The sequence below is a fragment of the Paenibacillus sp. JNUCC 34 genome, from assembly GCF_058269055.1.
Genome location: NZ_CM177770.1, coordinates 2,650,281 through 2,672,960, shown reverse-complemented (window position 1 = coordinate 2,672,960; position 22,680 = coordinate 2,650,281). Strand labels below are relative to the sequence as shown.

The 22,680-nt window shown below is 43.2% G+C and carries 24 protein-coding genes and 1 pseudogene; 12 read left to right on the top strand and 13 right to left on the bottom strand.

Features of this window, described 5'->3' with window-relative positions; all coding sequences use genetic code 11:
* Positions 1 to 363: 363 nt before the first annotated feature.
* Complete coding sequence (locus tag AC2TF5_RS12650) at positions 364 to 1,308, bottom strand: helix-turn-helix transcriptional regulator (RefSeq protein WP_491302486.1); 945 nt, start codon at positions 1,306 to 1,308, stop codon at positions 364 to 366.
* A gap of 264 nt (positions 1,309 to 1,572) precedes the next feature.
* Between AC2TF5_RS12650 and AC2TF5_RS12645 the strand changes: the two genes are divergently transcribed.
* The 6 genes and pseudogenes from AC2TF5_RS12645 (at position 1,573) to AC2TF5_RS12620 (ending at position 5,982) form a co-directional block, all read left to right on the top strand.
* The gene (locus tag AC2TF5_RS12645) at positions 1,573 to 1,896 is read left to right on the top strand and encodes a hypothetical protein (RefSeq protein ID WP_491302485.1); all 324 of its coding nucleotides are present in this window, start codon (positions 1,573 to 1,575) and stop codon (positions 1,894 to 1,896) included.
* A gap of 76 nt (positions 1,897 to 1,972) precedes the next feature.
* The gene (locus AC2TF5_RS12640) at positions 1,973 to 3,070 is read left to right on the top strand and encodes a DNA alkylation repair protein (RefSeq protein WP_491302484.1); all 1,098 of its coding nucleotides are present in this window, start codon (positions 1,973 to 1,975) and stop codon (positions 3,068 to 3,070) included.
* 64 nt (positions 3,071 to 3,134) lie between these two features.
* Positions 3,135 to 3,998: an NAD(P)-dependent oxidoreductase gene (locus AC2TF5_RS12635; RefSeq protein ID WP_491302483.1), complete on the top strand. Its 864-nt coding sequence runs from the start codon at positions 3,135 to 3,137 to the stop codon at positions 3,996 to 3,998.
* A 159-nt stretch (positions 3,999 to 4,157) separates the two neighbouring features.
* Positions 4,158 to 4,550 (top strand): BlaI/MecI/CopY family transcriptional regulator, encoded by a 393-nt coding sequence (locus AC2TF5_RS12630; RefSeq protein ID WP_491302482.1) that lies wholly within the window; start codon positions 4,158 to 4,160, stop codon positions 4,548 to 4,550.
* Positions 4,551 to 4,554: 4 nt separating this feature from the next.
* Positions 4,555 to 5,448 (top strand): annotated as a pseudogene (locus AC2TF5_RS12625) (M56 family metallopeptidase); the annotation flags it as partial.
* 54 nt (positions 5,449 to 5,502) lie between these two features.
* Positions 5,503 to 5,982, top strand: a complete 480-nt coding sequence (locus AC2TF5_RS12620) for a M23 family metallopeptidase (RefSeq protein WP_491302878.1) — start codon at positions 5,503 to 5,505, stop codon at positions 5,980 to 5,982.
* A gap of 91 nt (positions 5,983 to 6,073) precedes the next feature.
* On the opposite strand, the gene AC2TF5_RS12615 is transcribed toward AC2TF5_RS12620, so the two are convergent.
* The gene (locus AC2TF5_RS12615; protein WP_491302481.1) at positions 6,074 to 6,994 is read right to left on the bottom strand and encodes an EamA family transporter; all 921 of its coding nucleotides are present in this window, start codon (positions 6,992 to 6,994) and stop codon (positions 6,074 to 6,076) included.
* Positions 6,995 to 7,095: 101 nt separating this feature from the next.
* Between AC2TF5_RS12615 and AC2TF5_RS12610 the strand changes: the two genes are divergently transcribed.
* Positions 7,096 to 8,025 (top strand): helix-turn-helix domain-containing protein, encoded by a 930-nt coding sequence (locus tag AC2TF5_RS12610; RefSeq protein WP_491302480.1) that lies wholly within the window; start codon positions 7,096 to 7,098, stop codon positions 8,023 to 8,025.
* 106 nt (positions 8,026 to 8,131) lie between these two features.
* Positions 8,132 to 9,616, top strand: coding sequence for a hypothetical protein (locus AC2TF5_RS12605; protein WP_491302479.1), 1,485 nt, complete (start codon positions 8,132 to 8,134; stop codon positions 9,614 to 9,616).
* A gap of 293 nt (positions 9,617 to 9,909) precedes the next feature.
* Here the strand turns inward: AC2TF5_RS12605 and AC2TF5_RS12600 are convergent, their stop codons facing one another.
* Positions 9,910 to 10,209 carry an ATP-binding cassette domain-containing protein gene (locus AC2TF5_RS12600; RefSeq protein ID WP_491302478.1) on the bottom strand — a complete coding sequence of 100 codons (300 nt, stop codon included), beginning with the start codon at positions 10,207 to 10,209 and terminating at the stop codon, positions 9,910 to 9,912.
* A 172-nt stretch (positions 10,210 to 10,381) separates the two neighbouring features.
* Here AC2TF5_RS12600 and AC2TF5_RS12595 point away from each other — a divergent pair, with 172 nt between their 5' ends.
* Both AC2TF5_RS12595 and AC2TF5_RS12590 read left to right on the top strand, forming a co-directional pair.
* Positions 10,382 to 11,197, top strand: coding sequence for a MerR family transcriptional regulator (locus AC2TF5_RS12595; RefSeq protein ID WP_491302477.1), 816 nt, complete (start codon positions 10,382 to 10,384; stop codon positions 11,195 to 11,197).
* A 29-nt stretch (positions 11,198 to 11,226) separates the two neighbouring features.
* The gene (locus AC2TF5_RS12590; RefSeq protein ID WP_491302476.1) at positions 11,227 to 12,423 is read left to right on the top strand and encodes an MFS transporter; all 1,197 of its coding nucleotides are present in this window, start codon (positions 11,227 to 11,229) and stop codon (positions 12,421 to 12,423) included.
* A 5-nt stretch (positions 12,424 to 12,428) separates the two neighbouring features.
* Here AC2TF5_RS12590 and AC2TF5_RS12585 read toward each other — a convergent pair whose 3' ends face one another.
* Together AC2TF5_RS12585 and AC2TF5_RS12580 are read right to left on the bottom strand one after the other, a co-directional pair.
* A complete protein-coding gene (locus tag AC2TF5_RS12585; protein WP_491302475.1) occupies positions 12,429 to 13,406 on the bottom strand; it encodes a BadF/BadG/BcrA/BcrD ATPase family protein in 978 nt (325 codons plus the stop codon).
* Between the two features lie 178 nt (positions 13,407 to 13,584).
* Entirely contained in the window at positions 13,585 to 14,478 is an 894-nt protein-coding gene (locus AC2TF5_RS12580) for a LysR family transcriptional regulator (protein ID WP_491302474.1), read from the bottom strand.
* Positions 14,479 to 14,624: 146 nt separating this feature from the next.
* Here AC2TF5_RS12580 and AC2TF5_RS12575 point away from each other — a divergent pair, with 146 nt between their 5' ends.
* The gene (locus AC2TF5_RS12575) at positions 14,625 to 15,293 is read left to right on the top strand and encodes a DJ-1/PfpI family protein (protein ID WP_491302473.1); all 669 of its coding nucleotides are present in this window, start codon (positions 14,625 to 14,627) and stop codon (positions 15,291 to 15,293) included.
* A 225-nt stretch (positions 15,294 to 15,518) separates the two neighbouring features.
* On the opposite strand, the gene AC2TF5_RS12570 is transcribed toward AC2TF5_RS12575, so the two are convergent.
* The 5 genes from AC2TF5_RS12570 to lpdA form a co-directional block, all read right to left on the bottom strand.
* Positions 15,519 to 16,142 (bottom strand): acetate uptake transporter, encoded by a 624-nt coding sequence (locus AC2TF5_RS12570; RefSeq protein WP_491302472.1) that lies wholly within the window; start codon positions 16,140 to 16,142, stop codon positions 15,519 to 15,521.
* Between the two features lie 138 nt (positions 16,143 to 16,280).
* Complete coding sequence (locus tag AC2TF5_RS12565; RefSeq protein WP_491302471.1) at positions 16,281 to 17,729, bottom strand: serine hydrolase domain-containing protein; 1,449 nt, start codon at positions 17,727 to 17,729, stop codon at positions 16,281 to 16,283.
* Positions 17,730 to 17,860: 131 nt separating this feature from the next.
* Positions 17,861 to 18,031, bottom strand: a complete 171-nt coding sequence (locus AC2TF5_RS12560; protein WP_491302470.1) for a hypothetical protein — start codon at positions 18,029 to 18,031, stop codon at positions 17,861 to 17,863.
* A gap of 22 nt (positions 18,032 to 18,053) precedes the next feature.
* Positions 18,054 to 18,248 (bottom strand): H-type small acid-soluble spore protein, encoded by a 195-nt coding sequence (locus AC2TF5_RS12555; protein ID WP_491302469.1) that lies wholly within the window; start codon positions 18,246 to 18,248, stop codon positions 18,054 to 18,056.
* Between the two features lie 95 nt (positions 18,249 to 18,343).
* Positions 18,344 to 19,732 carry a dihydrolipoyl dehydrogenase gene (gene lpdA / locus AC2TF5_RS12550; protein WP_491302468.1) on the bottom strand — a complete coding sequence of 463 codons (1,389 nt, stop codon included), beginning with the start codon at positions 19,730 to 19,732 and terminating at the stop codon, positions 18,344 to 18,346.
* A 187-nt stretch (positions 19,733 to 19,919) separates the two neighbouring features.
* Between lpdA and AC2TF5_RS12545 the strand changes: the two genes are divergently transcribed.
* Positions 19,920 to 20,504, top strand: coding sequence for a TetR/AcrR family transcriptional regulator (locus tag AC2TF5_RS12545; protein WP_491302467.1), 585 nt, complete (start codon positions 19,920 to 19,922; stop codon positions 20,502 to 20,504).
* 43 nt (positions 20,505 to 20,547) lie between these two features.
* On the opposite strand, the gene AC2TF5_RS12540 is transcribed toward AC2TF5_RS12545, so the two are convergent.
* The 3 genes from AC2TF5_RS12540 to AC2TF5_RS12530 all read right to left on the bottom strand — a co-directional run bounded on the left by AC2TF5_RS12540 (position 20,548) and on the right by AC2TF5_RS12530 (position 22,674).
* Positions 20,548 to 20,970, bottom strand: a complete 423-nt coding sequence (locus AC2TF5_RS12540) for a DUF3995 domain-containing protein (protein ID WP_491302466.1) — start codon at positions 20,968 to 20,970, stop codon at positions 20,548 to 20,550.
* A gap of 475 nt (positions 20,971 to 21,445) precedes the next feature.
* Entirely contained in the window at positions 21,446 to 21,958 is a 513-nt protein-coding gene (locus AC2TF5_RS12535; protein ID WP_491302465.1) for a TetR/AcrR family transcriptional regulator, read from the bottom strand.
* 131 nt (positions 21,959 to 22,089) lie between these two features.
* Positions 22,090 to 22,674 carry a GNAT family N-acetyltransferase gene (locus tag AC2TF5_RS12530; RefSeq protein WP_491302877.1) on the bottom strand — a complete coding sequence of 195 codons (585 nt, stop codon included), beginning with the start codon at positions 22,672 to 22,674 and terminating at the stop codon, positions 22,090 to 22,092.
* Positions 22,675 to 22,680 lie beyond the last annotated feature (6 nt).

Genomic DNA, 22,680 nt, shown 5'->3' with positions numbered 1-22,680 from the left:
AAACTGAGCATGAAATTTGCCCAGTCGTCACATCTTTTCAAATAACTTGCCTTAGTCAATCATTATCTTTCTATAAATGCTTATTTGATGTTCTTCCATACAATTATCCGATTTATGATTTTAAAAAACCAATCTCACTTGAGAATGTTTTCTACGTGAAAATCCGAATACCCAAAGAAGGAAAGATCCACTATTAATACTACATGATATTTTATTGATAAATTTAGTAAATCGATGAACATGACACCACTTGCTTATAAAAGAATCAGTTGGAACAAGGAACGAACTCGGTAGGCGTATAAATGCCACTTAACGAAAGTAGGCGACATCTCCTGGATGCCGCCTATCTTGTGTGCACTTCCTCTAATATTCGTATTGTCTGATTAGCTCCCGGAGCTTGCTTTGTATTTGTTCGCGAACCACTTGTGGACGCTTCACGTTTGCCTCCATGCCAAATCCGAGGAAAAAATGTACCGCCCATGGTACATACGATGCGCTCATGTTTGTACAAATCGTACCTGAGCCGTCCTCACGCAGATCGATCCACCGGGTTAACCATAAGTCTGATTGGCATCGTCTCACACCCTCCGGTGTCAGATCCACCTCAAGATCCAATGTATCAATCTCATCCATTCGCATGATCCATGACTGAATGTGCTCCTCAGTCGTATTCAATTTCATGCTTTGGTCGCCCTCGAGCGAAAAATCCTTCACTCGATCCACGCGAAACACTCGATAATCCCCTGCCATGAAACAGTAAGCCTGACAGTACCATAACCCGTTCATCGTATATATCCCGAGTGGTTGAATCATCCGTTCTCTTCTCGAAGATGCTTCGTACATGATTGTGACGACACGCTGATCCAGTGCAGCCTCGAGCAACTCCTTCAAGAAAGAAACTTCCATCTCATGCGGAGGAACCCAAAATACAAGCCGTTGTTGCATACTTTCGATCTTTTGCTTAAGCTCACTCGACAGATAATGAAAAAACTTATGCAACGCGGTATCCACTTCATCTTTGAAGGGGAGAAATTTGTAATTGCGTAACGATTGACAGGCAAAAAACAACGCGATCGCCTCATGTTCCGTAAAGCTGATGGGTGGCAGCACCTTCTCGCGTAGGACGCGATAACCGCCCCTGGGCCCTGCTTCGGAATAGAGCGGCACGCCCAGTTCACTCAGCTCCATCAAATCGCGGATCATCGTTCGGCGCGAAACGCCGCATTCGTCTGCCATCTCCTGTATCGTAAACTTCTTGCGTTCATTGACCATCATCATAAGTTGAATGAGTCGCTGTGCTTTGTGCATGGACCGCTCTCTCCTCTTAACAACCCAAATAATAGTGCCATTAGTTGTCACTATTATCCCGTATGCTTAACCTTGAAGTCAATGTTTACACACCAAGGAGGATTCGGATATGCAATCAGATGAATTGACATTTTCATAACTTGGAAGTTACCAATCTGCGTTTTTGATCTTTTCGGCAGGATAAAGATTATGTAGAAAGTTCCGACCATAATCAGGAGTAGTAAATGGAATCTTCAAATATGAAAACGAGGGGAGATTTAAAAAATGGAACAAGTAAATCAACACTACGTGATGGAAATGGTTTTGTTCAGGTTGAAGGAAGATACGGATAAAAATAGTTTTTGTCAGGCGGCTGCCGCACTCACCGAGGTACTGCAAACTGAGTTTTCTGGCTTTAAAACGCGCACTTTGCTGCATACACCAGACGAAACCCAGTGGACGGACATCATATACTGGTCCGATATGGAGATGGCATTAACAGCGATGAACCAACTCAGGTCAGTTCCTGCTTTCCAAACATTTGTGTCGATGATTGATTCAAGAGAGATCATGCTACAGCATCTGATCCCTGCTAATTTGAGTATGTAGGGAATTTGTGCAGGTGTCAGGGCGGGACCGTTGTCACTTGGCATGATGAAGATAATTCCAAGAAAGGTGATGAAGCATGGGAGACACATTTGCGGGTAAATATACTCCGGATTTTTTCAACCAATTTATAGCTATCGTCAAACTCAAGTATCCGGCATTTGATTCAACAAGGTTTCTGAAATTGATCTATGATGATCGCTGGGAGCAGGAACAATTGAAACAGCGTATTCGGCATATAAGCAGCTCATTACGATCGACCCTACCTGCGTCCTATAATGACGCACTATCGGTATTGACCCAAATCGCTCCCGAATGTAGCGGAGTCGAATACTTGTTCTTTCCAGATTTCGTGGAAGTATACGGGCTTGATGATTGGACAGCTTCCATTCCCGTATTGGAATGGTTCACCCGCTTTTCCAGTTCGGAGTTCTCCGTTCGTCCTTTTATTGTGCAAGATCCTGTTAGAATGATGGACCAAATGCTGCAGTGGGCAAATCATACTGATCATCACATCAGACGGTTAGCCAGCGAGGGCTGCCGTCCTAGATTACCCTGGGCGATGGCCCTGGACATATTCAAAGCTGATCCATCCCCAATTATTCCAGTATTGGAAAAACTCAAACGAGATTCATCTGTCTACGTGCAGAAAAGCGTTGCTAATAATCTGAACGATATATCCAAGGACCATCCTGAACTGATCATACAACTCGCCCGCGATTGGCACGGAGAAAACCTGCAGACCAATTGGATTGTCAAACACGGATGTCGTGGTTTGCTCCGAAAAGGAGATCAAGATGTGCTTTCCTTGTTCGGCTTTGAGATTTCGCCGGATGTGACGGTAAGTGGATTGTCGCTTGACGAAGAGACGCTGGAGATCGGCCAAACTCTTCACTTTTCTTTTTCGATCCGAACCAACTCCTCTGTATCCCAGCGGCTACGGGTCGAATACGCGATTGATTTTGTTAAAGCCAACCGTACGACATCGAGAAAGCTATTCAAGGTAACAGAACACAACTACGACAAAGTGGAGCGACAATACATACGTGCCCATCATTTCAAGGATTTGACGACCCGAAAGCATTATCCGGGCAAACATCGGCTATCCGTAATCATAAATGGAAAAGAGCTAGCGGCAACGGATTTTTACATAACCGCTACCTCAGAGCCCTCGTGAGAATGATCGTAAACAATCAAGTCGATGCCATCAATTTAGAACTTTATGACATGGAGGAAATAATATGAGTAATGTATCAGTAATCGGATTGGGATCAATGGGTGCATCACTGGCTCAAGTGTTGCTTCAAAATGGCTATCGAGTGACAGTATGGAACCGAACGAGCGCTAAGGCGGAGCCGCTCGTCAAAAAAGGAGCTCTCCTTGCCCCCAGTGCGGCTTCTGCTATAAGCGCAAGCACGGTGTCAATTATCTGCGTCTCTGACTACAAGACTTCATACGGTATTTTGGATACAGAGGAGGTCAGAGATGTCCTTGCGGGTCGCGTTCTTATCCAGTTGAGTACAGGCAGCCCCCAGCAAGCACGCGACAATGAAGCATGGGCTCGCGTACACAATGTGGGATATCTCGACGGAGCAATAGCGGCTTCACCGCCCCAGATGGGCAAACCGGACGCTACAATCTTCACGTCAGGTTCCATGAACGCTTTTCAACAGAGTGAACCGTTTCTGAAATGTCTAGCCGGAAATGTGCCTTATCTTGGTGAGCAGGTTAGTGCAGCATCTTCGACAGAATTGGCGTTTCTTTCATACCTATTCGGTTCGTATCTCGGATTTTTTCATGCGGCACGTATCCTTGAATCGGATGGTCTACGCGTAGATGCTTTCGGGTCTATGATCGCTCATGTCTCGAAGGTTGTCGGTGAGGTTATCAAGTATGAGAGTGAAGTGATTCAAACAGAAACTTACGATAACCCACTGAGTTCTGTTAATATGTGTATGACGACAGTGGAACTCCTCATGGAACAAGCTCGTGAAGCTGGAATTAACAATGAATTTCCGGTGTTTGCCCAAGGGCTTTTTAAGAAGGCCTTGGACTCTGGCTACGGACAGGAGGAACTCGGTGCCCTTATTAAAGTAATGCGATAGAACACTGGTGAGCATCGTTATATACAATATCTTCTTACGGATCAATCGATTCTCTCATAATCTAAAAGCAGTAATTCCTGCGCAAAGGAATAACTTAAAGTATTGAGTATGCGTCCAAGTTTCGTCTTAGTAGGAAATGTCCCCGCTGAGTGGGCGCAAGTGAGTTGGCTGATTTCCCCCTCTCTTCTTCCTGTGTGGATTGGAGAGGGTTTTTGCTGTCTCTATATAGCCAGCTTATTTGGTGAGGAATCGTCCGTTGACAAACATAGTGCGCTACGAGACCACAAGACGTGGAAAGACAAGACGGTCAAAACCTTACTCAACCGACTCTTGCAAAAGGGAATTCTCACGTTTGAACAGATCAACCGAGTCTATTATTACTCTCCTGCACGAAGTGAAGAGGAATGCAAACGTACAGAACGCCAATCCTTTTTACAACGAGTGTATGGTGGCGCACTTAAATCGATGCTGGTTCACTTTTTACAAGAAGAGAAGCTCTCCTCCCTAGAAATTGACGAGTTGAAGAAAATCCTTTCCGAAAAGGAGAAATAACCTGGTGGATTGGCATTCAGTCACGTTTTATCTCAATCAAGCATTTTTGTGGACACTGCATAACTCCATTCAGGCCAGCTTTCTCGTAGTTCTAATCTTGCTCTGTAAGCAGCTTGGAAACGAACGTCTGCCCGTTAGATGGCACTACGCCGTATGGTTCCTTCTCGTATGGAAACTTGTGGTTCCGTGGTCGGTCGATAGTTCTATTAGTTTGTTCAACTGGCTGCCTACGCCGTCATTGGACAGCATGCAGGAAGCCCACCCGCAAGCGACATCTGGCTCACTTCAGCCTACAGAAGCGGTCTATCCGCATAGTTCCGTCCCTCACCGAGATACATACCTTTCAACTGAAGCGAGCTTTTCATGGTTCAGCGTCCTTTCTCTCATATGGATCGGCGGGGTCATGATTCTTGCTGTCACCACGATTTACACCACATACAGATTCCTCTCTCGGCTAAAAGACGATTCGACTGTTCAGGATCTAACTATTTTGCGAGTCTATTCCCAGTGCAAGCAGCAGATGGGCGTCACCACACGCATACCTTTGCGGATGAGTCACCGAATGACGAGCCCTGCTTTAATGGGGATATGGCGACCACAAATCTGGCTTCCTGCAAGCATTTTGGAAGAACTCGACGAGCAAGAGCTACGGCACATTTTACTGCATGAGCTAGCGCATTGGAAAAGATGAGACATTGGCGTGAACAGTATCATAAGTATGCTCCTGATTGTAAACTGGTTTAACCCGCTGTTATGGTACGCCGCTTCCCGCATGCGCCAGGATCAGGAAATAGCTTGTGATGCTTTGGTCCTTACTTATTTGAAGGAAACGGAAGTACCGCGCTACGGCCTCACCATGATCAAAATACTCGAGCTATACGCAGAGCCAAAACAGATAAGCATCACAGCCGGATTTTCCAGCTCCAAAAAACATGTGAAAAGGAGAATCGAAATGATTAGTAGGTTTAAAAAACGGGCTTATACGTGGACGGCATCCGGTATCATTGTTGCCTTGGCTTTAGGTGTTTTCACTCTTACCGATGCACAAAAAGTACTAGGTAAAGAACTCACCTTCGTCACACCAGTGTCAGGTGACATCCACAGCACGACTGATCAAAAGGGAATCAACATTATTAACAGTTTGAATACGCCTGCAAAAGCAGCCGCGGCTGGCAAGGTACTCAAGGCGGAATACAATACCACATCGGGCAACCACGTCATTCTCATGCATGAAGACGGGTATCAAACCGTTTATTCTCACTTGGAAAAGCTGGAAGTTACCGCTGGAGCTACTGTCACCCAAGGTCAGCTCATCGGTCTGTTAGGTAGTACTGGACGAAGCACGGGACCGCATCTGAACTTCCAGATTCTCAAAAACGGCACGCCCGTCGATCCGATGCAGCTTTTGGTAACCGAAACAACAAAAGAGTAGCCATGGAGCCACTCTTTGTAACAAGGACAGCTCCTCATGGGCTGTCTTTTTCATATCTCATAAAAAACCGTGACGGTCCTCTATCGTTGTTCTAACAATCCGAATCTGTAGAATTTGTTGTAGCTATAAAGACTATCATCCCAATGATACAAGCTGTACCTAACCACTGAAACCCTTCAAAAGGTTCCTTTAACCAAACTACCGTTGTGAGAACGGCTGCCAGCGGCTCTAGACTACCTAGGAGACTTGTTTCCTTCGGCGAAAGACTTTTCAAGCTTTCGATATAGAACCAAAATGCGATCATTGTGCCAAATACCACAACGAATATTAAATATAGATAGCCTTCAATTGTAAGCACATTAAAATCAATTCTCCACGGCGGATGGATAAAGCTTAAGGCAACACCGCCAATGACCATTGCCCAGCCGACAACGACAAGCGAATCAAATTTCTCTAGAAGCGGAACGGCATATAACGTGTAGAATGCTAATGCTGCACCTGACAATACACCCCATACGATGGCAGCGGCTGGAACAGATAATTGAGAAAAAGAGCCATTGGTTAGCAGGAGAAAGCAACCGACCAATGCAAGCGAAACAATCAACATATCTTGACGCTTTAGCATAGCTTGTTTACGTAGAATCAAATAGAAAATAATCATAACAGGTGCCAAATATTGCAATAGCGTTGCAACAGCCGAATTGCCTAGTTTAATGGAAGCCATATATGTGTATTGTACCGCAAGCATGCCAAATAGCCCGAAGATAACCAGCTGTGCGGCTGTCTTTTTATGTTTCCAAACATGCAGGATCTGGGAGCGGTCCTTTGCAAGATATTGAACTGTTAACAGTAAGATACCGGCAATGAGCAGACGTGTCGTAACAAGCCAACTCACACTTATGCCATATTGTTGAAAGAGTTTTTGGGATACGGTACCGCCAACGCCCCAACAGATGGCTCCCGTCATTACGAGCAGTAGTCCTGTTTTTCTATTAGGTTGGTTGTTTATCATGGATGGTCCCCTCAATATAATGATATTGTTATAATAAAGAGGAATATGCTGTTTTCATACCATAATCGTATATTAAAATATAAAGATATTGAGGTGATGGCTTGCAGATCAAAAATATCATGATTGATCCAAGTTTAAAGGAACTAACAGAACATCGTACAGTCGAATTACCCATCGCCCGTTATGAAACAACAATAAATCACAATATATATGGCTATATCCCTCTCCATTGGCATGATGAATTGCAGTTTGTATACATTGTGCGAGGCGAAGCTCTTTTTCAAATCAATGATGAAGAAATGGTCATTCGGCAAGGTGGAGGGTTATTTATTAATAGTGGTTGTCTGCATATGGCAGAAGATTGGAACGATACCCGTTGCACGTATATCTGTTTGAACGTTTCTCCGCAATTTGTTTTACCCAAGGAGCTTCACGCTTCTTATGTATATCCCTATATTCAAGCAACGAATATTCCTTACTATTTTTTAAGTCCTAGCGAAAGCTTTGGAAAGGACATATTAGATGCAATCATAAAAATAAATCAATGTATTGAGAAAAAACCTCCACGGTATGAGGTCGACATATCGGTTATGCTGACTTTTATATGGCGTAGCATTGTGTCGAACACCCCTCAAATAGAAATCGATCAGACGGAAAACATAAGTTATCAAAGAATTAAACGAATGTTGAACTGGATACATCAGCATTATACAGAGAAGATCAGGCTCGAAGATATTGCTAAAGTTGGCCAATTAAGTCGTTCTGAAACATGCCGTTATTTCAAACGAATGATAAAAACGTCACCGCTAAGTTATGTCATCGAATACAGAATCCAACAAAGCTTAGACCTGCTTCGGCGTCCGGAATCAAATGTAACCGAGGTTGCCTATCAAGTCGGATTTAATAGTACAAGTTATTTTATTGATAAATTCAGTAAATCGATGAACATGACACCTCTTGCTTATAAAAAGAATCAGTTAGAACAAGGGACGAACTCGGAAGGCGTATATATTCCTGCTGATGGAATATAAAGTGAGTTCTAGGAATTTTGAAAGGGTTTTCTCTAACATATAACAAAGTGCCTTCATCTTGTAGTATACTAAAATTGGTTGCAGTAAAATTTTAGGAGGTAAACTTATGCGCGTGAGAAAGCTTGCTCCTTACAAACACTACTTATGCGGCTTGTTGACTGCTAGCTTATTATTTTCAATGATACCGATATTAAGCAGTTCGGCATATGCTGCAGCTCTGCCTACAGAGATCTCTGCTTCTACTTCCTCGCAGCAGCTAACGGATCAGAAGCTAACTTCAGCCGCAGAGCTCCTCGAATATGAGGCACAAATGGCATTTATGGCTGCACTGCACGCTTGGCCAGCTTTGGACAAGCTATGGCCAGGCACTCAGTATCAATCTCGTCTTATGCTCCTCACGAATGGCGAGCAAACGTACGAGATAACCACGTCAGGCTATAAGCTAGTCGAACCGTCCAATCCGGGATTACCGTTAGGAGTGTATTTTGACAACCAGTTTAAAGTATTGGATTGGAACGGCAAGCAGGCAGTCGCCATTTTTGTTGATAAAGATAAGCCCCTTCAAGATCGATTCGAGCCTCATACGAATACGCCAATAAGCTTTACAATCACTACACATGAAATGTTTCATTTCTACGATCAACCGTCATGGCCAATAGTACAAGATCCGAACAAAAACTATTCCCGTTCATCCATTTATCCAACTGAAGTAAAACCACGAATCCAACGAGCTATGCTTTTCCAGGCCTTGTATCAAGCGTATACGGATCCAGAAGCAACCCCCATGCATCTCGGACATGCTGCTTATTGGTATCAACAGTATAAACAAGACAATCCTGCTGAATACGAAAATAGTCTGTATTTCGATACTATAGAAGGTATAGCATCGTATATTGACAAAATGTCAGTTATGTACAGTGCTTTCGAAGGCAGCGCATCAGCCCAGCAAGTACGTGATTACTTCACAAAGCAGTATCAAGATATTAATATGAGTGGCTTTATTACCTTCGATCAAGAATCATACCAAATTGGGAGCTGGCTGGCGTTCTTGTTGGATGCATTGAACAAGGATTGGAAGGGGTTGGTGCCAGAGGGGCATACTCCGATTGAACAACTTCTGGAGGGTGTTACGCCGATACCTCAGCAAGCGGATGACAAGATTACAGCAGAACGTGAAGCAACGATTGCAAAGTTTAATGCGGATCTTGCCATTACGCTTGACCCGCTGAAAAAAGCGTTGGATGACCCAAATATACCACTATTATTGATTCCACTAGATATTAAAAGAGGTGCGTTCGGTACAACAGGATTTATTACATTGAAAGGTTATGAGCCAGGCTATGTCATTATGAATATGTCTACCCAATTCACAACGAGTGCTGGAAAGTTAGAATTGAAAGAACGCTCGATGTTGATGATGCCTACCTATATTGAGACCATAGAAGGAAATTATTTTATTACACCGCTGCAAGCAGACGAGTATGTAACAACAGATGGCACGCTTACGTTCGATAAGAACGGGTTGAAGGGTACGGTCTATGTTAAGCCATTTAAGTATAATGGGCGTGAAGCTTATATGGTGGCACCGTAGTACGGTCATCGTGGGCTATCTTCAAGTGATGAATGGCTTTGCACGCCCGTCGATCCGATGCAGCTTTTGGTAACCGAAACAACAAAAGAGTAGCCATTGAGCCACTCTTTGTAACAAGGACAGCTCTTGATGGGCTGTCTTTTTCATATCTCATTAAAAAACCGTGACGGTACTCTATCGTTGTTCTCCTAGATTATACTTCAGAAACTTGTTGTGCCTTGATCCTCCATCCCCCAAGTCTCTGCTGCTCTTGCCACAATCTGTGGTATATTCCGCCCATGGACAAAAGTTCCTCATGTCTGCCTGCTTCCACAATCCTTCCCTGATCTACAACTAGAATCCGGTCTGCCCTTTCGGATATTGGCTGCAATCGTTTCATTAAATAGATAGAGCTGCTGCTGAACCGTGCTTACCATGGCCAGGAGTTCATCGCTTAGCATAGCTCTTACATCGATGCCTCCAATCTTCACAGCACCTCCCGTTACGTCCCAAAAACGCGAAACCAAACTGGCAATCGTCGACTTTCCCGCACCAGAGGGTCCGACCAAAGCGACCAAATTGCTTTCGGGAACCTGAAATTGAATCCCGTTCAAAATCTCCTTGTCTCCATAAGAAAAATGCACGTCCTCTAACTCGATATCGAATGAGGAATAACCCTAGAGGTTGCGCGAATAACCGGTAAACCCTTGACTCTCCCCTCAACTGGATAGTTATACTCGTAAAGACAATAGGAGAACAGAAAAAATTCATTCAGGAGAGGTATCCATGTATAAAATCAGTGAGTTTTCAAAGATTAGCCAAGTTTCCATCAAAACCCTTCGTTACTACGACCAGTTGAATTTGCTCAAGCCAGCTCACATCGACAAGTTGAGTGGATATAGGTATTACTCGGCCGATCAAATGTTTCAACTTCACCGTATTTTAGCCTTTAAGGAATTGGGATTTTCGTTGGATCAAATTCGTCAAATGTTGGACGAGAATATCCCGCTCGATCAAATCAGAGGGATGTTTCGACTAAAACAAAGCGAGGTTCAATCTAATCTAGATAAGGAGCAAGCCAAACTTGCGCGAATCAAAGAACGTCTGTGTACCATCGAAAATGAGGATAACGGCCTGTCGTCACAAGATGTCGTACTAAAAGAAGTGGAGTCGCAACTTGTGATGTCTTACCGCCAAAGAGCTTCCCTAGGCCAAATTCCTGCGCTTTTCCAACAGTTGGACGATCATATGGGAAACTCCGGTCTGTCTTCTCTGTCCCAATTGGTCCTTTGGCATGACTGTGTAGAAGGCGATGACGATGTCGACATTGAAGTGGCTCGTCTGCTCAATCACAATATGCCAAGCCATTCACCATTTACAGTAAGACGATTGCCTGAAGTTCCGATGATGGCCACGCTTATTCATCATTGTCGGACAACGAGCCGCTGCACCGCAAGTACAGAATTGGCGGTGTGGATCGAACGAAACGGATATCGAATGAAGGAGAATGAGCCGCGGCGTGAAATCTGTATTCCTCATGAAAGATTAAGCGATCCGGAATCTTACGTTGCCGAGGTACAAATAGCTGTCGAAAGAGCTTGACTGAAGATCATGTGGAAGGAGATACACCTTTGACTAAACAACAAAAGCTTCTGACTATAAATTTATTTTTATTGACTTTCGTTTTGGGAACGAGTGAATTTGTCATCGTCGGGTTGTTGACTGAAGTGTCAACCGACTTAAACATCGCAATTTCAACAGCAGGAGCTCTGGTATCGGCTTTTGCCATATCTTTTGCAATAGGTACGCCAATCTTGACGGCTCTATTCAGCCGATTCTCCAAGTACCCTCTAATGCTTGCCTTGATCACTGTATTTATTGCTGGCAATATCCTAACCGCTTTATCTGGGACATATGCTCTGCTTCTTGTTTCCAGAATAATCACTGCCGTTGTTACTGGAGTTTTAATCGCTCTAGCAATGGCAGTTGCCAGCGAAACCGTGTCTACCGAAAAGAGGGGTGTGGTTATTTCAATCATCTTTACGGGGTTTACAATCGCTAGCGTAATCGGGGTCCCTCTTGGTACCTATATCGGACAATGGGGCGGTTGGCATATGGCCTTTTGGTTTACCGCTCTATTAGGAATCGTCTCTCTAATCGTAAGCTCGGTAACTATTCCAAAAGGGCTAAAGGGAACGCAGAATTCATTAAAAAAACAAATCGGATTATTAACCAATTCTCGTATTATAATCGCATTCTTTATTCCGGCGTTAAGCATTGGAGCGACATATACCGTATATACTTATCTAACTCCTTTGTTACAAGAAGTGCTTTCTGTCCCGGAACGGTATATTAGCCTTGTTTTTTTACTTTACGGAGTTGCATCTATCTTCAGTACTCTAATTGGCGGGAAATTGGCAATCCACAACGGAATCGGAAAGCTTCGGTATGTATTTTTACTACAATCAGCCATTCTCGTATCGCTTTATTTTTCATCCAACTCGATTGTCGGGGGATTGCTTAGCATATCATTCATTGCCCTTATCGTTTATACAATGAACTCCACCATGCAATTGTATTTCATTGATCTTGCAGATAAACATTTTCCGTCAGCCAAAGATCTAGCTTCATCCTTAACTCCTGTGTCCGTAAATGTCGGAATTGCGCTTGGATCAGCTCTGGGGGGATTTGTAACGACGAACATGGAACTCATCGATGTTTCCTGGTTTGGAGGGATCATTGCGATCGCTGCCTCAATGCTGACCTTTATCAGCTATAATTTAGACAGAAAAGCAACTCTCTATAAAAATATGAAGTCGTCCATATAACTATCCTACCATGTCGAATGAGGGTGGTCCCTAATTAATTCAATAGTTTTAAAATCAGCCGGTATGTCTAAACTTTTAAGTGCCATCATCACAGCACCGGATACTGCTGATAATTCGGGATTATTAAAACGATATCGTTTATTTTTACCGGATTGCAAGCTTTCAATAAACTTAGATTTCATATAAGGACTATTGATGACACTTCCTATTCCCGTTACGGATATGAGGTCGGATTGGAAGAATGATCCAAGGATCTCCACGCCTACCATGATTTGATCGATGGCTTTATCGCACACGATCTGAGCCAATCGGCTCCCTTCCTGAGCGGCATTCGTGATGGATGAGGCCATCTCTCCAAATTTTTTATCTCGTTCCCTTCGATCCTCTATAAATCCTCGAGCCGCTAGGGTACGAAGTTGATCTAAGTTTTCAACATTCCAATAGGATTGAATATTACGAACCATCGTCTCATCTGATCGTTGAATATTCCCAGCCAGTATTTCGAAAATTGTATCATATGAAAGAAATCTTGCAGCACTCTCGGCATAATGATGGAAGTCATTATTTTTGAGTTGAATCCCTTGTTCAGTAATTGCAAAAATGATCGAGCCCGTACCTGAGACAACCACGATACCAGGCTCCCCCAAGAATGCTCCCGCGTGAGCAACGACGGAATCGTTCACATACCATTTCGGACAATGTAACCCCTTTACATCAGTTAAACGTTGAACCCACTTTAAGTCTTGCTCGGACTCGTAACCAGCTATCCCTGCATATATTCCTTTGACTTGATCGGTGGAGCAATCAGCTATGGAAAGCGCCGTTTGAATAGTTTTTTGAACATTTTCGTGGGCGTTGCTGTCTTTATGGATCGACGATGCCCCGCCTTCCGAATAGGACAATATATGTCCAGCCAAATCGCTGACCATGACTCGCGTTTTCGATCCGCCCCCATCGATTCCAATAACGACTTCATGAACCATTTCAGAGGTCCTCCTGTCTATCAAATCATATAAACCTGCCTGATCTATATTTTCTTCATTTCAACTAAAAATCCCTTCTTAACTAAGCCATCCTGTCCGTTAAATTAATAGCAACGATCCTTAAGCATATGTTAAAGGAGCGATCACAACGATCGCTCCTTATCGTTTCTCACTTGCGCTAATTGAGTGCAGACGGCTTCATCAATTCTGACTTTACTAATCTTGCCGGATGACTTAACTCTCTGTTCTTATGAACAATTAATCCATGCATGGAATAGCTTTCTGGACATAAAGGAAGTACTTTAAAAGTGCCAGCATCGAGTTCATGTTGCACCGCAACTTCCGGAACCAAAGCAAAACCAATCCCGCATGCAACGGATTGTTTAATCATTTCCAGACTCGGGAGTTCAATTGCATCCTTTACCTGAATTCCCGCCTCCTTCAGTGCTTTACTGGCATGTGTATGGTATAAACATATGGTTCCGAAACTGATCAATATTTCCTTATTTAATCGGGAAACTCCTTCAGCCTCTACGTCCATCATCAAAGCATTGGATGCGATAAATATCAATTTCTCTTCAACCAAAGGATAGAATACAATATCATTCCGCTTTGGATCACGGGGTAAGATTCCAAAATCAATTGCATGTTCAAGCACTTGATCCAGTATATCCTGATGAAATCCTGATTCAATCCGCAATTTCACTTCCGGATATTCCTTCCCAAAATGTTGCATAAATGAAGAAAACCGTGTCAAAAAAAAGGATTCCTGCATACGAAGGTACACCGTGCCTCTCGGCTGTTCCATCTCATTCATAGCATCCTCGATCGCAGCTCCTAAGTGAACAAATTGATAGGCATATTTCAAGAGTTTTTCACCAGCTGCTGTTGGTTTTACACCACGAGACAATCGGTGGAACAATTTCTGTTTACACGCTTGCTCTAACAATTGAATATGAGTTGTCACCGTTGACTGAACATACCCCAGTTTATCCGCTGCACGGCTAAAGCTTTTTTCTTCCATCACAGCAATAAAGGTTTTAATAAATCTCCCTTCCAGCAATTCAATCACTATAATCCTCCTCCTGATATCGAAAAACGAAATGGATCTCATCGGTTTTTATCATCACTGCAATACATGAGTTCATGATATCATAATTTCCGAAAGAACATAAGAAATAGATTTCTAAATCCGATAGGAAAGTGAGAGGAGTATTTATGAGTAAAAAACAAGGTTTCAGAGTTGGTGTCTATGTTTTCAAGGATGCTGAGGTCGTTGACTATGCGGCACCTTACGGTGTGTTCTCTGTCGCGCGGAGGTTGGATCCAGAGCTTGACGTATTTCTTGTCGCAGATTCATTAAGACCCGTTCAAACCCAAGCGGGCCTTACAGTGCATCCCAATTACAGTTTCAACGAATTACCTGATATGGATGCATTTTTGATTCCCGGCGGTTTCGGAACTCGCCAGGAAACCTATAACAAACGACTGCATCAATATATTTGGTCTCTGCCCGAGACAACGTTACTGACCAGCGTGTGCACCGGTTCTTGGATATATGGACAAATGGGACTTTTGAATGGACTGCCAGCTACAAGCCGGAAGGAACCGGATCGTCTGGAAGCGTCCGAAATGGGCAAAGTGCCGATTGATCGCCTTGCCGAGATCGCGCCGACTTGCACAATCAGTAGAGCGCGCATTGTCGATACCGGTAGAATCATTACTGGAGCCGGCATCGCTTCCGGCATGGAAATGGGATTCCATTTATTGAGACGTGCCGGATATGACGAAGGCTTCATCTCGGATGTAGCTAGAGTGATGGAATATTCCGAAGCGTACAATGTGTACAAAGATGATATTGAGTATTACAAGCAAGCCGCAAAATAAACCGTCCGAATTTGTTATTTACCCACAACGTAGGCAAGACAATATTGTTACGCGTCGACCGTCCCCCCAGTACTTTACTGCAGGACGGTCGTTTCTCTTTTTGTGAAACCGGTCTTACAATTCCTAATGAAAAAAGGATGCTCTCGTGCATATAAAAAAGCCGCTCTATCGCGGATCGGCGCGATGAGCGGCTGATATATATGTTTAATACAAAAGATATTCCTTTTATGGACGAGCCTTGAAAATACCAAACGGACGACCGATAGGAAGAAATACTTTTCCAAAGTGAGTATTCAATACTGCTGCACCCGCGCCATAGAACGAGAATAGAGCGATACCCATCTCAGCATAGGCAGCCATTGTGTGGAACACCTCAGAGGCGATTCCGAATGCATCAAAAGTCAGGCCCACAAAAAGCAGGTCGATTAGTACGAAAATAAAGAATAATACTTTGTTTGTCTCCATGGCCCCAATCGTCATGAGTACGGAGAAGATGAGATAACCAGCAAATGCAAATCCGAGCTGCTTGCCGTCAGCGTTTGTTGCTAAAACTTCACCGAATACGCCGAGTTTTACCAGCCAACTGCATGCAGTCGCGAACCAGAAGAAAGCATATGCACCAAAAGCAGTCGTGCCGAATGTATTGTTGTGTTTAGAATCAAGAATCGAAGCATAGAGCTGCGCAAAAGCACCGAGGAAGATAGCCCATGGGATAACGAGGCCGAGGCCTTCAGTCAAACCGAGCTTTTGTGAGGACGCTACGAACGTAACGATAGCCAGTCCAAACAAGCCGATTGCGCTTGGGTCGGCTGTTACGATTTTGATGTTAGTATTCTGTTGATTGTTCATGGTAGTAAAAAAGCCTCCAATAATTTCAGGGGTGATCCTGTATAATATGTCATTCTGCCGATACCAGAATAGTACTGATCTATTCTAACGGAAAATATACATTTCGCAAAGGGGAGAATGCTAAAACGGAAAAACAAATCATACTTGAACATTCATTATGTTCCAAGTTACTCTATAATCTGATATGTTAAAGGACACATTGATGTTGAATTGAAAATCAATTGTTTGGTCATGGAATATTATTATATAAGTGACCACGTATGGAGTTTCGATGTAGAAAAGAGTAAGTTGTAACGTATTTTCATCCTGCCAAGAAGCATAAGTGATAACCTCTTGAAGATGCATGGATAAATCTTTATTGAATACATCCTTAGTATGGATCGCTTTCGTAAAATCAAATGGTAAAATGTTGTCTCTATCATCCCCATAGAAAACTTGAAGTTCCAATTGTTTATCTTGCATGTGGAAGGCAATTTTTTTAAGTCCCTGCGGATTGTCATTCATCATATAACAACTATTATTTGCAATCGGTATGTTGATGGGAACAGGCCGAATTGTAGGAACAAAGTGGTTAAAATTAGATAATAGATTTTGCAGTTCGATATTGTCTTCAGAATTGCAGGAAAAATTCTTATCTAATTGGTCAAAAATATGTTCATAAATTAAATCTAAAAGTGTCTGTAATGGCTTCATATTCTTGAAGCTAGAAGTTGCCGCAATGACTATATTTTCTTTTGGAGCTACAAAACATAATTGACCAAAAGCACCATCGCCCCTGTAACAGCCGCGCCGACATAAATGAAATTGATATCCGTAACCTTGTGCTGAATCTATTCTCTCTGCTCCTGCACGATTATCACTTTGTTCTGATGTAGCCAACTTAATGAATTGCTCTGAAACAATTCTTTTCCCTTCGTAAACCCCTTTATTTAAGAGCATAAGACCAAATTTAGCTATACCTTCGGTTGAAATGCTCAGTCCCATTCCACCTGCTGTAATACCCAATGGGCAGGTTTCCCATGATGGTCTTGGTATCCCCAATGGTTCAAATAATCTAGGCATTAAAAAATCAACCATGTTGTGACCTGTTGCTTGTTCAATAATTGCAGACAGCATATATGTAGAATGGGTGCTGTAACAATAGTGGCTTCCCGGTTCATGTTCAACATCTAAAGATAAAAATGTCTTTACCCAGTCTTGCTCCTTAGCTACTGCAGCATAGATATTATCATGGTGCCCTGCGTTCATAGATAACAGATGGTGTACGGTCATTATCGCTAAGTTTGGAGTAATATTACTCGGTAGTTTTTCAGAAAAAAAAGATACAACTTTATCATCTAAGTCTAAATATCCGCTATCCCATGCGATACCTACAGCTATGGAAGTAAAGCTTTTGCTCAGAGAATATAATAGCTGTGGACTATCCATCCGATATGGTGAGCGACAAAATTGAGCGGTGGCTTTGCCATCTTGTAACAAAATAAGACTGTTTACTTCTAATTTCAGTTGTTCTATTTTTGTGAAAAACTCTAATAAAGCCTTCGAAGATAGCCTATGATTCTCAGGAATATCGGTTGATATTTCCATAATATACTCCTCCTACTTCGTCATTTCATCTTCAGGAGATAACTATTTCTATTAACTACATACACTTACCTTCTATTCGTCATATATAAAAAGCACGCAGCAGGTTAGCCTGTGCGCGCTTGGGCCATTCACTATTTTCCCTCCAACTCATCCGGTATATCGTATTTATTGATATGTGAGGTTATCGCTGCAACTGTTTCGCTGGCATCCGTCGTAGCAGGTACTTGTCGCACTACATCATCCGTATCGTCATTAAAATTTAAACGGTCGGCCTCGATCTCTTTTTGCTTATTTTTTTCCATCTTCTCAACACCTCCTCACCTCTTATATAAGCTCCTGATCTTGTTCTGTTAACGCGTACAAAGGGACTTCCCGCTCCTCTTCCGGGTTATTTAACGCATAGATGCGTGCCGTCTCACTTTGCTCGTTCACATGCTGAATATAGATCGCTGTCCCATCACACAACACATTCGCCATTTCGGGGGAGGACGCTATTTCTTGTGCTCTTTGAACATTCATACAGAAAGACCTCCCTTACTGAGTAGAGTTCGTCTTTACTATGCACAAGGTAAATATCTGTTATGCATACTGCATTCCAACGCAAAAAAAGAGACTCAAGTAGCTGGTTGGTTCATTTTTACAACGGCGTTCTCAGCAGCTTCCATCATGACTTCCCCCAGCGTAGGGTGAGGATGGATAGTTAAAGCCAAATCCTCCACGCTCGCGCCCATCTCGATAGCTAGAGCCATCTCCGAGATAAGGGTCGAAGCCTCCACCCCTACGATTTGCGCGCCGATTACGGTTCCTGAGGTCCGATCCGCAATGATTTTGACGAATCCATCCGTAGCTTGTAAAGCTAAAGCCCTTCCATTAATTGAAAATGGTGACTTCCCGATGACAGTTGGAATGGCATTTGCTTTTGCGTCCGCTTCAGTCAGGCCTACACTTGCCAGCTCTGGCTCTGAAAAAACAACAAGCGGAATCGCCTTGTAGTCAACCATCGAGCTTTTACCAGCAATCACTTCAGCTGCAACCTTGGCTTCATATGACGCTTTATGGGCAAGCGCCGGACCTGCCGTTATATCTCCAATGGCGAATATATGCGGAATAGCCGTTCTGCATTGTTCATCGGTATCGATCAATCCCCGATCTGTTGTGTGCAGACCGATACGCTCCAGTCCTAGATTTCCGTCAGTATTGGGTTTTCTACCGACGGTGACCAGCGCATAATCTGCCGTAAGAACATGCAGTTCCTGATTTTTCGAATACTGAAGCGTTACCGTATCAGAAGTTTGTTCCGCTAGTACGGCAGTCGCGTCCGTTATGATCGTTATGCCGTCAGCTTTTAACTGCCGGAGAACTGGAGCCGTCAGTTCCGGTTCAAAGCCTGGCAACACTTGACTCCCTCCCTCCAGTATTGTCACTTTTGTCCCGAATTTGGCATACATCTGTCCCAACTCTACACCAATATATCCGCCTCCGATAATGATCAGGGTGGTTGGAATACGCGAAAGTGAGAGAGCTTCTGTGGAGGAAAGAATTCGTCCGTCAAACGGCAAAGTTTTCAGTTCGATCGGACGGGAGCCCGTTGCCAATATGGCGTGCTGAAAAGAGATCGTGGACTCCGCGTCTGTTTGTTTAATAGCAGCCGTATGCTCATCAACCAGGCTTGCTTCTCCCTCGATGATCGTAACTCCAGCATTTTTCAACAGAAATCCAACTCCACCAGACTGTTTGTTAACGACTCCTTCCTTGAATGCCTGTGCACTCATGAAGGAAGCCGCGGCCTCCGTCTTATTCGATTGACGAAGAACTTGATAGCGATGAGATTCGGCAATCAACGCTTTCGATGGGATACAGCCTACATGGGTGCAGACTCCACCAATCTTGCCTCGCTCAACAATGGCCGTTTTCAGGCCAAGCTGAGCGGATCGCAGCGCTGCCATGTAGCCGCCGGGACCTGATCCGATAACCAATGTGTCTACAGTTACAAGCTGACTCATACTCAGATACCTCCTGTAAAAATGGTTTTTAAAATATGATGATCATAATATATTATAGTCATCATATTTTAAATCGGTCAATGGCCCTCTTTCATGTTCTCATCATAGCAGCAGCAGAATTGACATCTTTTATTATGATGACTATAATATTTTAAATGAACAATTCGGAGTGAGAGGAGCGATTTCGATGCCTTATCCAGAAGGCCATAAGGAGAAGGTTCGAGGTAAAATCATTGAAAGTGCTGCCCGTGCTTTTCGCAGAAATGGAATTCGCGACATCAGCGTTCCTTTCATAATGAAAGGTGCTGGACTGACACACGGAGGATTTTATGCGCACTTTAATAACAAAGAACAACTGGTTGCGGAGACTTGCCGTTATGCAATCGACGATACGATTGCGTTCCTCCAGAAAGCTGCCGAACAGGAGAAACAAAGACCCCCAATCCATGTGGTCATTGATTACTACCTCAGTCAGCAGCATCGAGACAGTACGGATTTTGGTTGCATCCTTCCTGCCCTTTCCAGCGGAATTCCACGCTCTACTGAAGAGGTTCGGCAAGTCTACACCGACGAGTTGAAACGGATGATCGATTTTATTGCAGGTGTCGCGAATATTGACAACGCTACAGCATCTAGCTTGCTTAGTTCGATGGTTGGATCACTTATGCTTTCTCGATCTGTCAACGATCCTGATATGAGCGACAATCTACTCGCCGCAGGTAAGCAACAAGCGAAAGCGTTAATTTTTAATCATGAGTCCGTCATCCAATGATGAAACGGACCAAACTCTTTTATACTTAAAGTAAAAATACCGATTAAAACAAAAGAATCGTACATGTTATCCCGAAATACAAACAAAGCGGACTATAGAGCCATGTATCATTTCTCGCGAATACTGTGTGATTTATTTTCTTGAAAAATCCTATATGTCTAAAGTCACCAATCGCCCGAAGAAAGAAAACTGAAGCGCAAACGATACACCCAATTCTTGTTATGGAATTTGCTAGAAAGTAGTGTGTATAACCGCCCTGAATAAGAAGAATAAAGCATACGATTAGAAGTAGAATAGCCACAGACAGCGTACCCACCTTCCCAGGAACAAAAGCAGCTTTATGCTCCCCCGCTCTCGAAGGTATGGCTGCCTTGACACCCCAACGCCCCCCATACGCCCAATAAACATGTAAGATGCTGATTAGAGCCAAAAGACTTACAGTTGATAATGTCATAACGAATTTCATTATAACGCCTCCTAAATCACCTTATTTAAACTTGCTCAAAAAATCCTAGCAAGGTTTCCAAGAACATTAAACACACCAACAATTTCGTTTGCGGCCTAGGGAGTACACGAACTAAAAAAAGTGAAAATATAAAAGTCAGTACGTTATTTACTTGGCAAATATAATTCAACAAACTGGGTCCCGTCTTAACGTTAATCATTGCTAAATTAATGCTAGCGTTTGAAATCACTGCCAACCCACCGCTTACGAACCATATAGATTCTTGGGTCATGGATTTGTATATTCTGGGTGTTATCCAGATATGAATAATCCCCAAAAGCATTATCATTAATGCCACAATAAGGTAAAAAGTATTTATATGAACATCTCCTTTCTCCATTTTATGGTTTGTTAGAAGCATAAACATACGATGCCGTATGTTTATGCATTTTTTATGTCCCTATGGATCGTACAACCACATTAGGGACATGCGTAATCATATATTTAATAAAATCACAAACATTTTTTCTATATCAAAATTGGTATTGGACTCAAACCTAGTCATCCACCCTACATAAGTTAAATATGTAAGCCTGGCCCTGTCTATCGCTTCTGATGGCGTCACCCCTCTCCTTTGATACAGTCTGGAAATACAATTAATTCTTTGTTCCTCAATATCAACTAATCGTGTTGCCACGATAGGATCATGTTTGGCCCAGGCATAAATGCCAATCTCAATTTTCTTGTCCCGATTGATACTAATGTGAAGCAGCTGTTCCAATGAGGAATTATCTTGTTCTATACTATGAATGATCTGCTTAGTTGCATAATCTTCCCAGTAATCCATCATGGAATCTAGAAGTTCTTTACGGTCTCGAAAGTAGTGATAAAAACTACCTTTACTTATTTTCAGCTTCCGAGCAAGTATTTCGACACGAACCTCATATATTCCAGCTTCGGCCAATTTATTTAATCCAGCTTTTACCCAGTCTTCCCTGGTTAATTGCATAATTCACCTCTAGATACGGTAGCGTATGTTTTCATTAGAATACATTTCGATTTTTATTTTGTCAATAGAGTGTCGATCTACATTAATGTACATTATTTCTACAGCTACAGCATTCGCCCACTCCCCATTCACTATAGAAAATCGCCGACCGGAAGACCAAGATCAATCGTAGTATGGCGTAACATCGGCTCATGGGCACGAGCTTTCGCTGAAAAATGGCGCATCAAAACGACAACCTGTAAGGACTCACTGGATAAAGCGCCTTCATCACGACTCCCAATGAGCGCCACGTCCGGCACAACCGACCAGGCACCGGCACGTTCATAGAAATAGGCTAAAGACGGTTTGCAAGTGAATATGCCAAAGTCTATATCCCTCTGTTCGATCCAACGAGTAGCGGCAGCAACCGTACGCAATCCCAACCCTCGGCCTTGATACTTAGGATCGGTTGCGACACAGCTAAGTCCAGCTATGTTGAATGTCTGATCACTGTGCTTGATGGTCTTGCGGACTACACCTGCATAGCTGACTAACCGTCCATCTACGCAGGAATAGAAAGAGTGAGCATTGAGTGCAGCATCGTGAGCGTCTGGAATTGTCTCTTCAGGCATTGGACTAACATCTGGCCAAACCAGATGCATTATTTCGGCGATCTCACGCCGTAATATGTCAGATGCTTGATTATAGTAGATTGATTGTACGATATCAGTCATCATCTGTTC

Excerpts from the sequence above, each read along its gene's own strand:
- AC2TF5_RS12555 (WP_491302469.1), bottom strand. The coding sequence starts at position 18,248 with ATGAATGTTCAAAGAGCACAAGAAATAGCGTCCTCCCCCGAAATGGCG.
- AC2TF5_RS12645 (WP_491302485.1), top strand. The coding sequence starts at position 1,573 with ATGGAACAAGTAAATCAACACTACGTGATGGAAATGGTTTTGTTCAGG.
- AC2TF5_RS12650 (WP_491302486.1), bottom strand. The coding sequence starts at position 1,308 with ATGCACAAAGCACAGCGACTCATTCAACTTATGATGATGGTCAATGAA.
- AC2TF5_RS12575 (WP_491302473.1), top strand. The coding sequence starts at position 14,625 with ATGAGTAAAAAACAAGGTTTCAGAGTTGGTGTCTATGTTTTCAAGGAT.
- AC2TF5_RS12545 (WP_491302467.1), top strand. The coding sequence starts at position 19,920 with ATGCCTTATCCAGAAGGCCATAAGGAGAAGGTTCGAGGTAAAATCATT.
- AC2TF5_RS12640 (WP_491302484.1), top strand. The coding sequence starts at position 1,973 with ATGGGAGACACATTTGCGGGTAAATATACTCCGGATTTTTTCAACCAA.
- AC2TF5_RS12530 (WP_491302877.1), bottom strand. The coding sequence starts at position 22,674 with ATGATGACTGATATCGTACAATCAATCTACTATAATCAAGCATCTGAC.
- AC2TF5_RS12595 (WP_491302477.1), top strand. The coding sequence starts at position 10,382 with ATGTATAAAATCAGTGAGTTTTCAAAGATTAGCCAAGTTTCCATCAAA.
- AC2TF5_RS12620 (WP_491302878.1), top strand. The coding sequence starts at position 5,503 with ATGATTAGTAGGTTTAAAAAACGGGCTTATACGTGGACGGCATCCGGT.
- AC2TF5_RS12535 (WP_491302465.1), bottom strand. The coding sequence starts at position 21,958 with ATGCAATTAACCAGGGAAGACTGGGTAAAAGCTGGATTAAATAAATTG.
- AC2TF5_RS12615 (WP_491302481.1), bottom strand. The coding sequence starts at position 6,994 with ATGATAAACAACCAACCTAATAGAAAAACAGGACTACTGCTCGTAATG.
- AC2TF5_RS12570 (WP_491302472.1), bottom strand. The coding sequence starts at position 16,142 with ATGAACAATCAACAGAATACTAACATCAAAATCGTAACAGCCGACCCA.
- AC2TF5_RS12560 (WP_491302470.1), bottom strand. The coding sequence starts at position 18,031 with ATGGAAAAAAATAAGCAAAAAGAGATCGAGGCCGACCGTTTAAATTTT.
- AC2TF5_RS12605 (WP_491302479.1), top strand. The coding sequence starts at position 8,132 with ATGCGCGTGAGAAAGCTTGCTCCTTACAAACACTACTTATGCGGCTTG.
- AC2TF5_RS12540 (WP_491302466.1), bottom strand. The coding sequence starts at position 20,970 with ATGAAATTCGTTATGACATTATCAACTGTAAGTCTTTTGGCTCTAATC.
- AC2TF5_RS12635 (WP_491302483.1), top strand. The coding sequence starts at position 3,135 with ATGAGTAATGTATCAGTAATCGGATTGGGATCAATGGGTGCATCACTG.
- lpdA (WP_491302468.1), bottom strand. The coding sequence starts at position 19,732 with ATGAGTCAGCTTGTAACTGTAGACACATTGGTTATCGGATCAGGTCCC.
- AC2TF5_RS12585 (WP_491302475.1), bottom strand. The coding sequence starts at position 13,406 with ATGGTTCATGAAGTCGTTATTGGAATCGATGGGGGCGGATCGAAAACG.
- AC2TF5_RS12565 (WP_491302471.1), bottom strand. The coding sequence starts at position 17,729 with ATGGAAATATCAACCGATATTCCTGAGAATCATAGGCTATCTTCGAAG.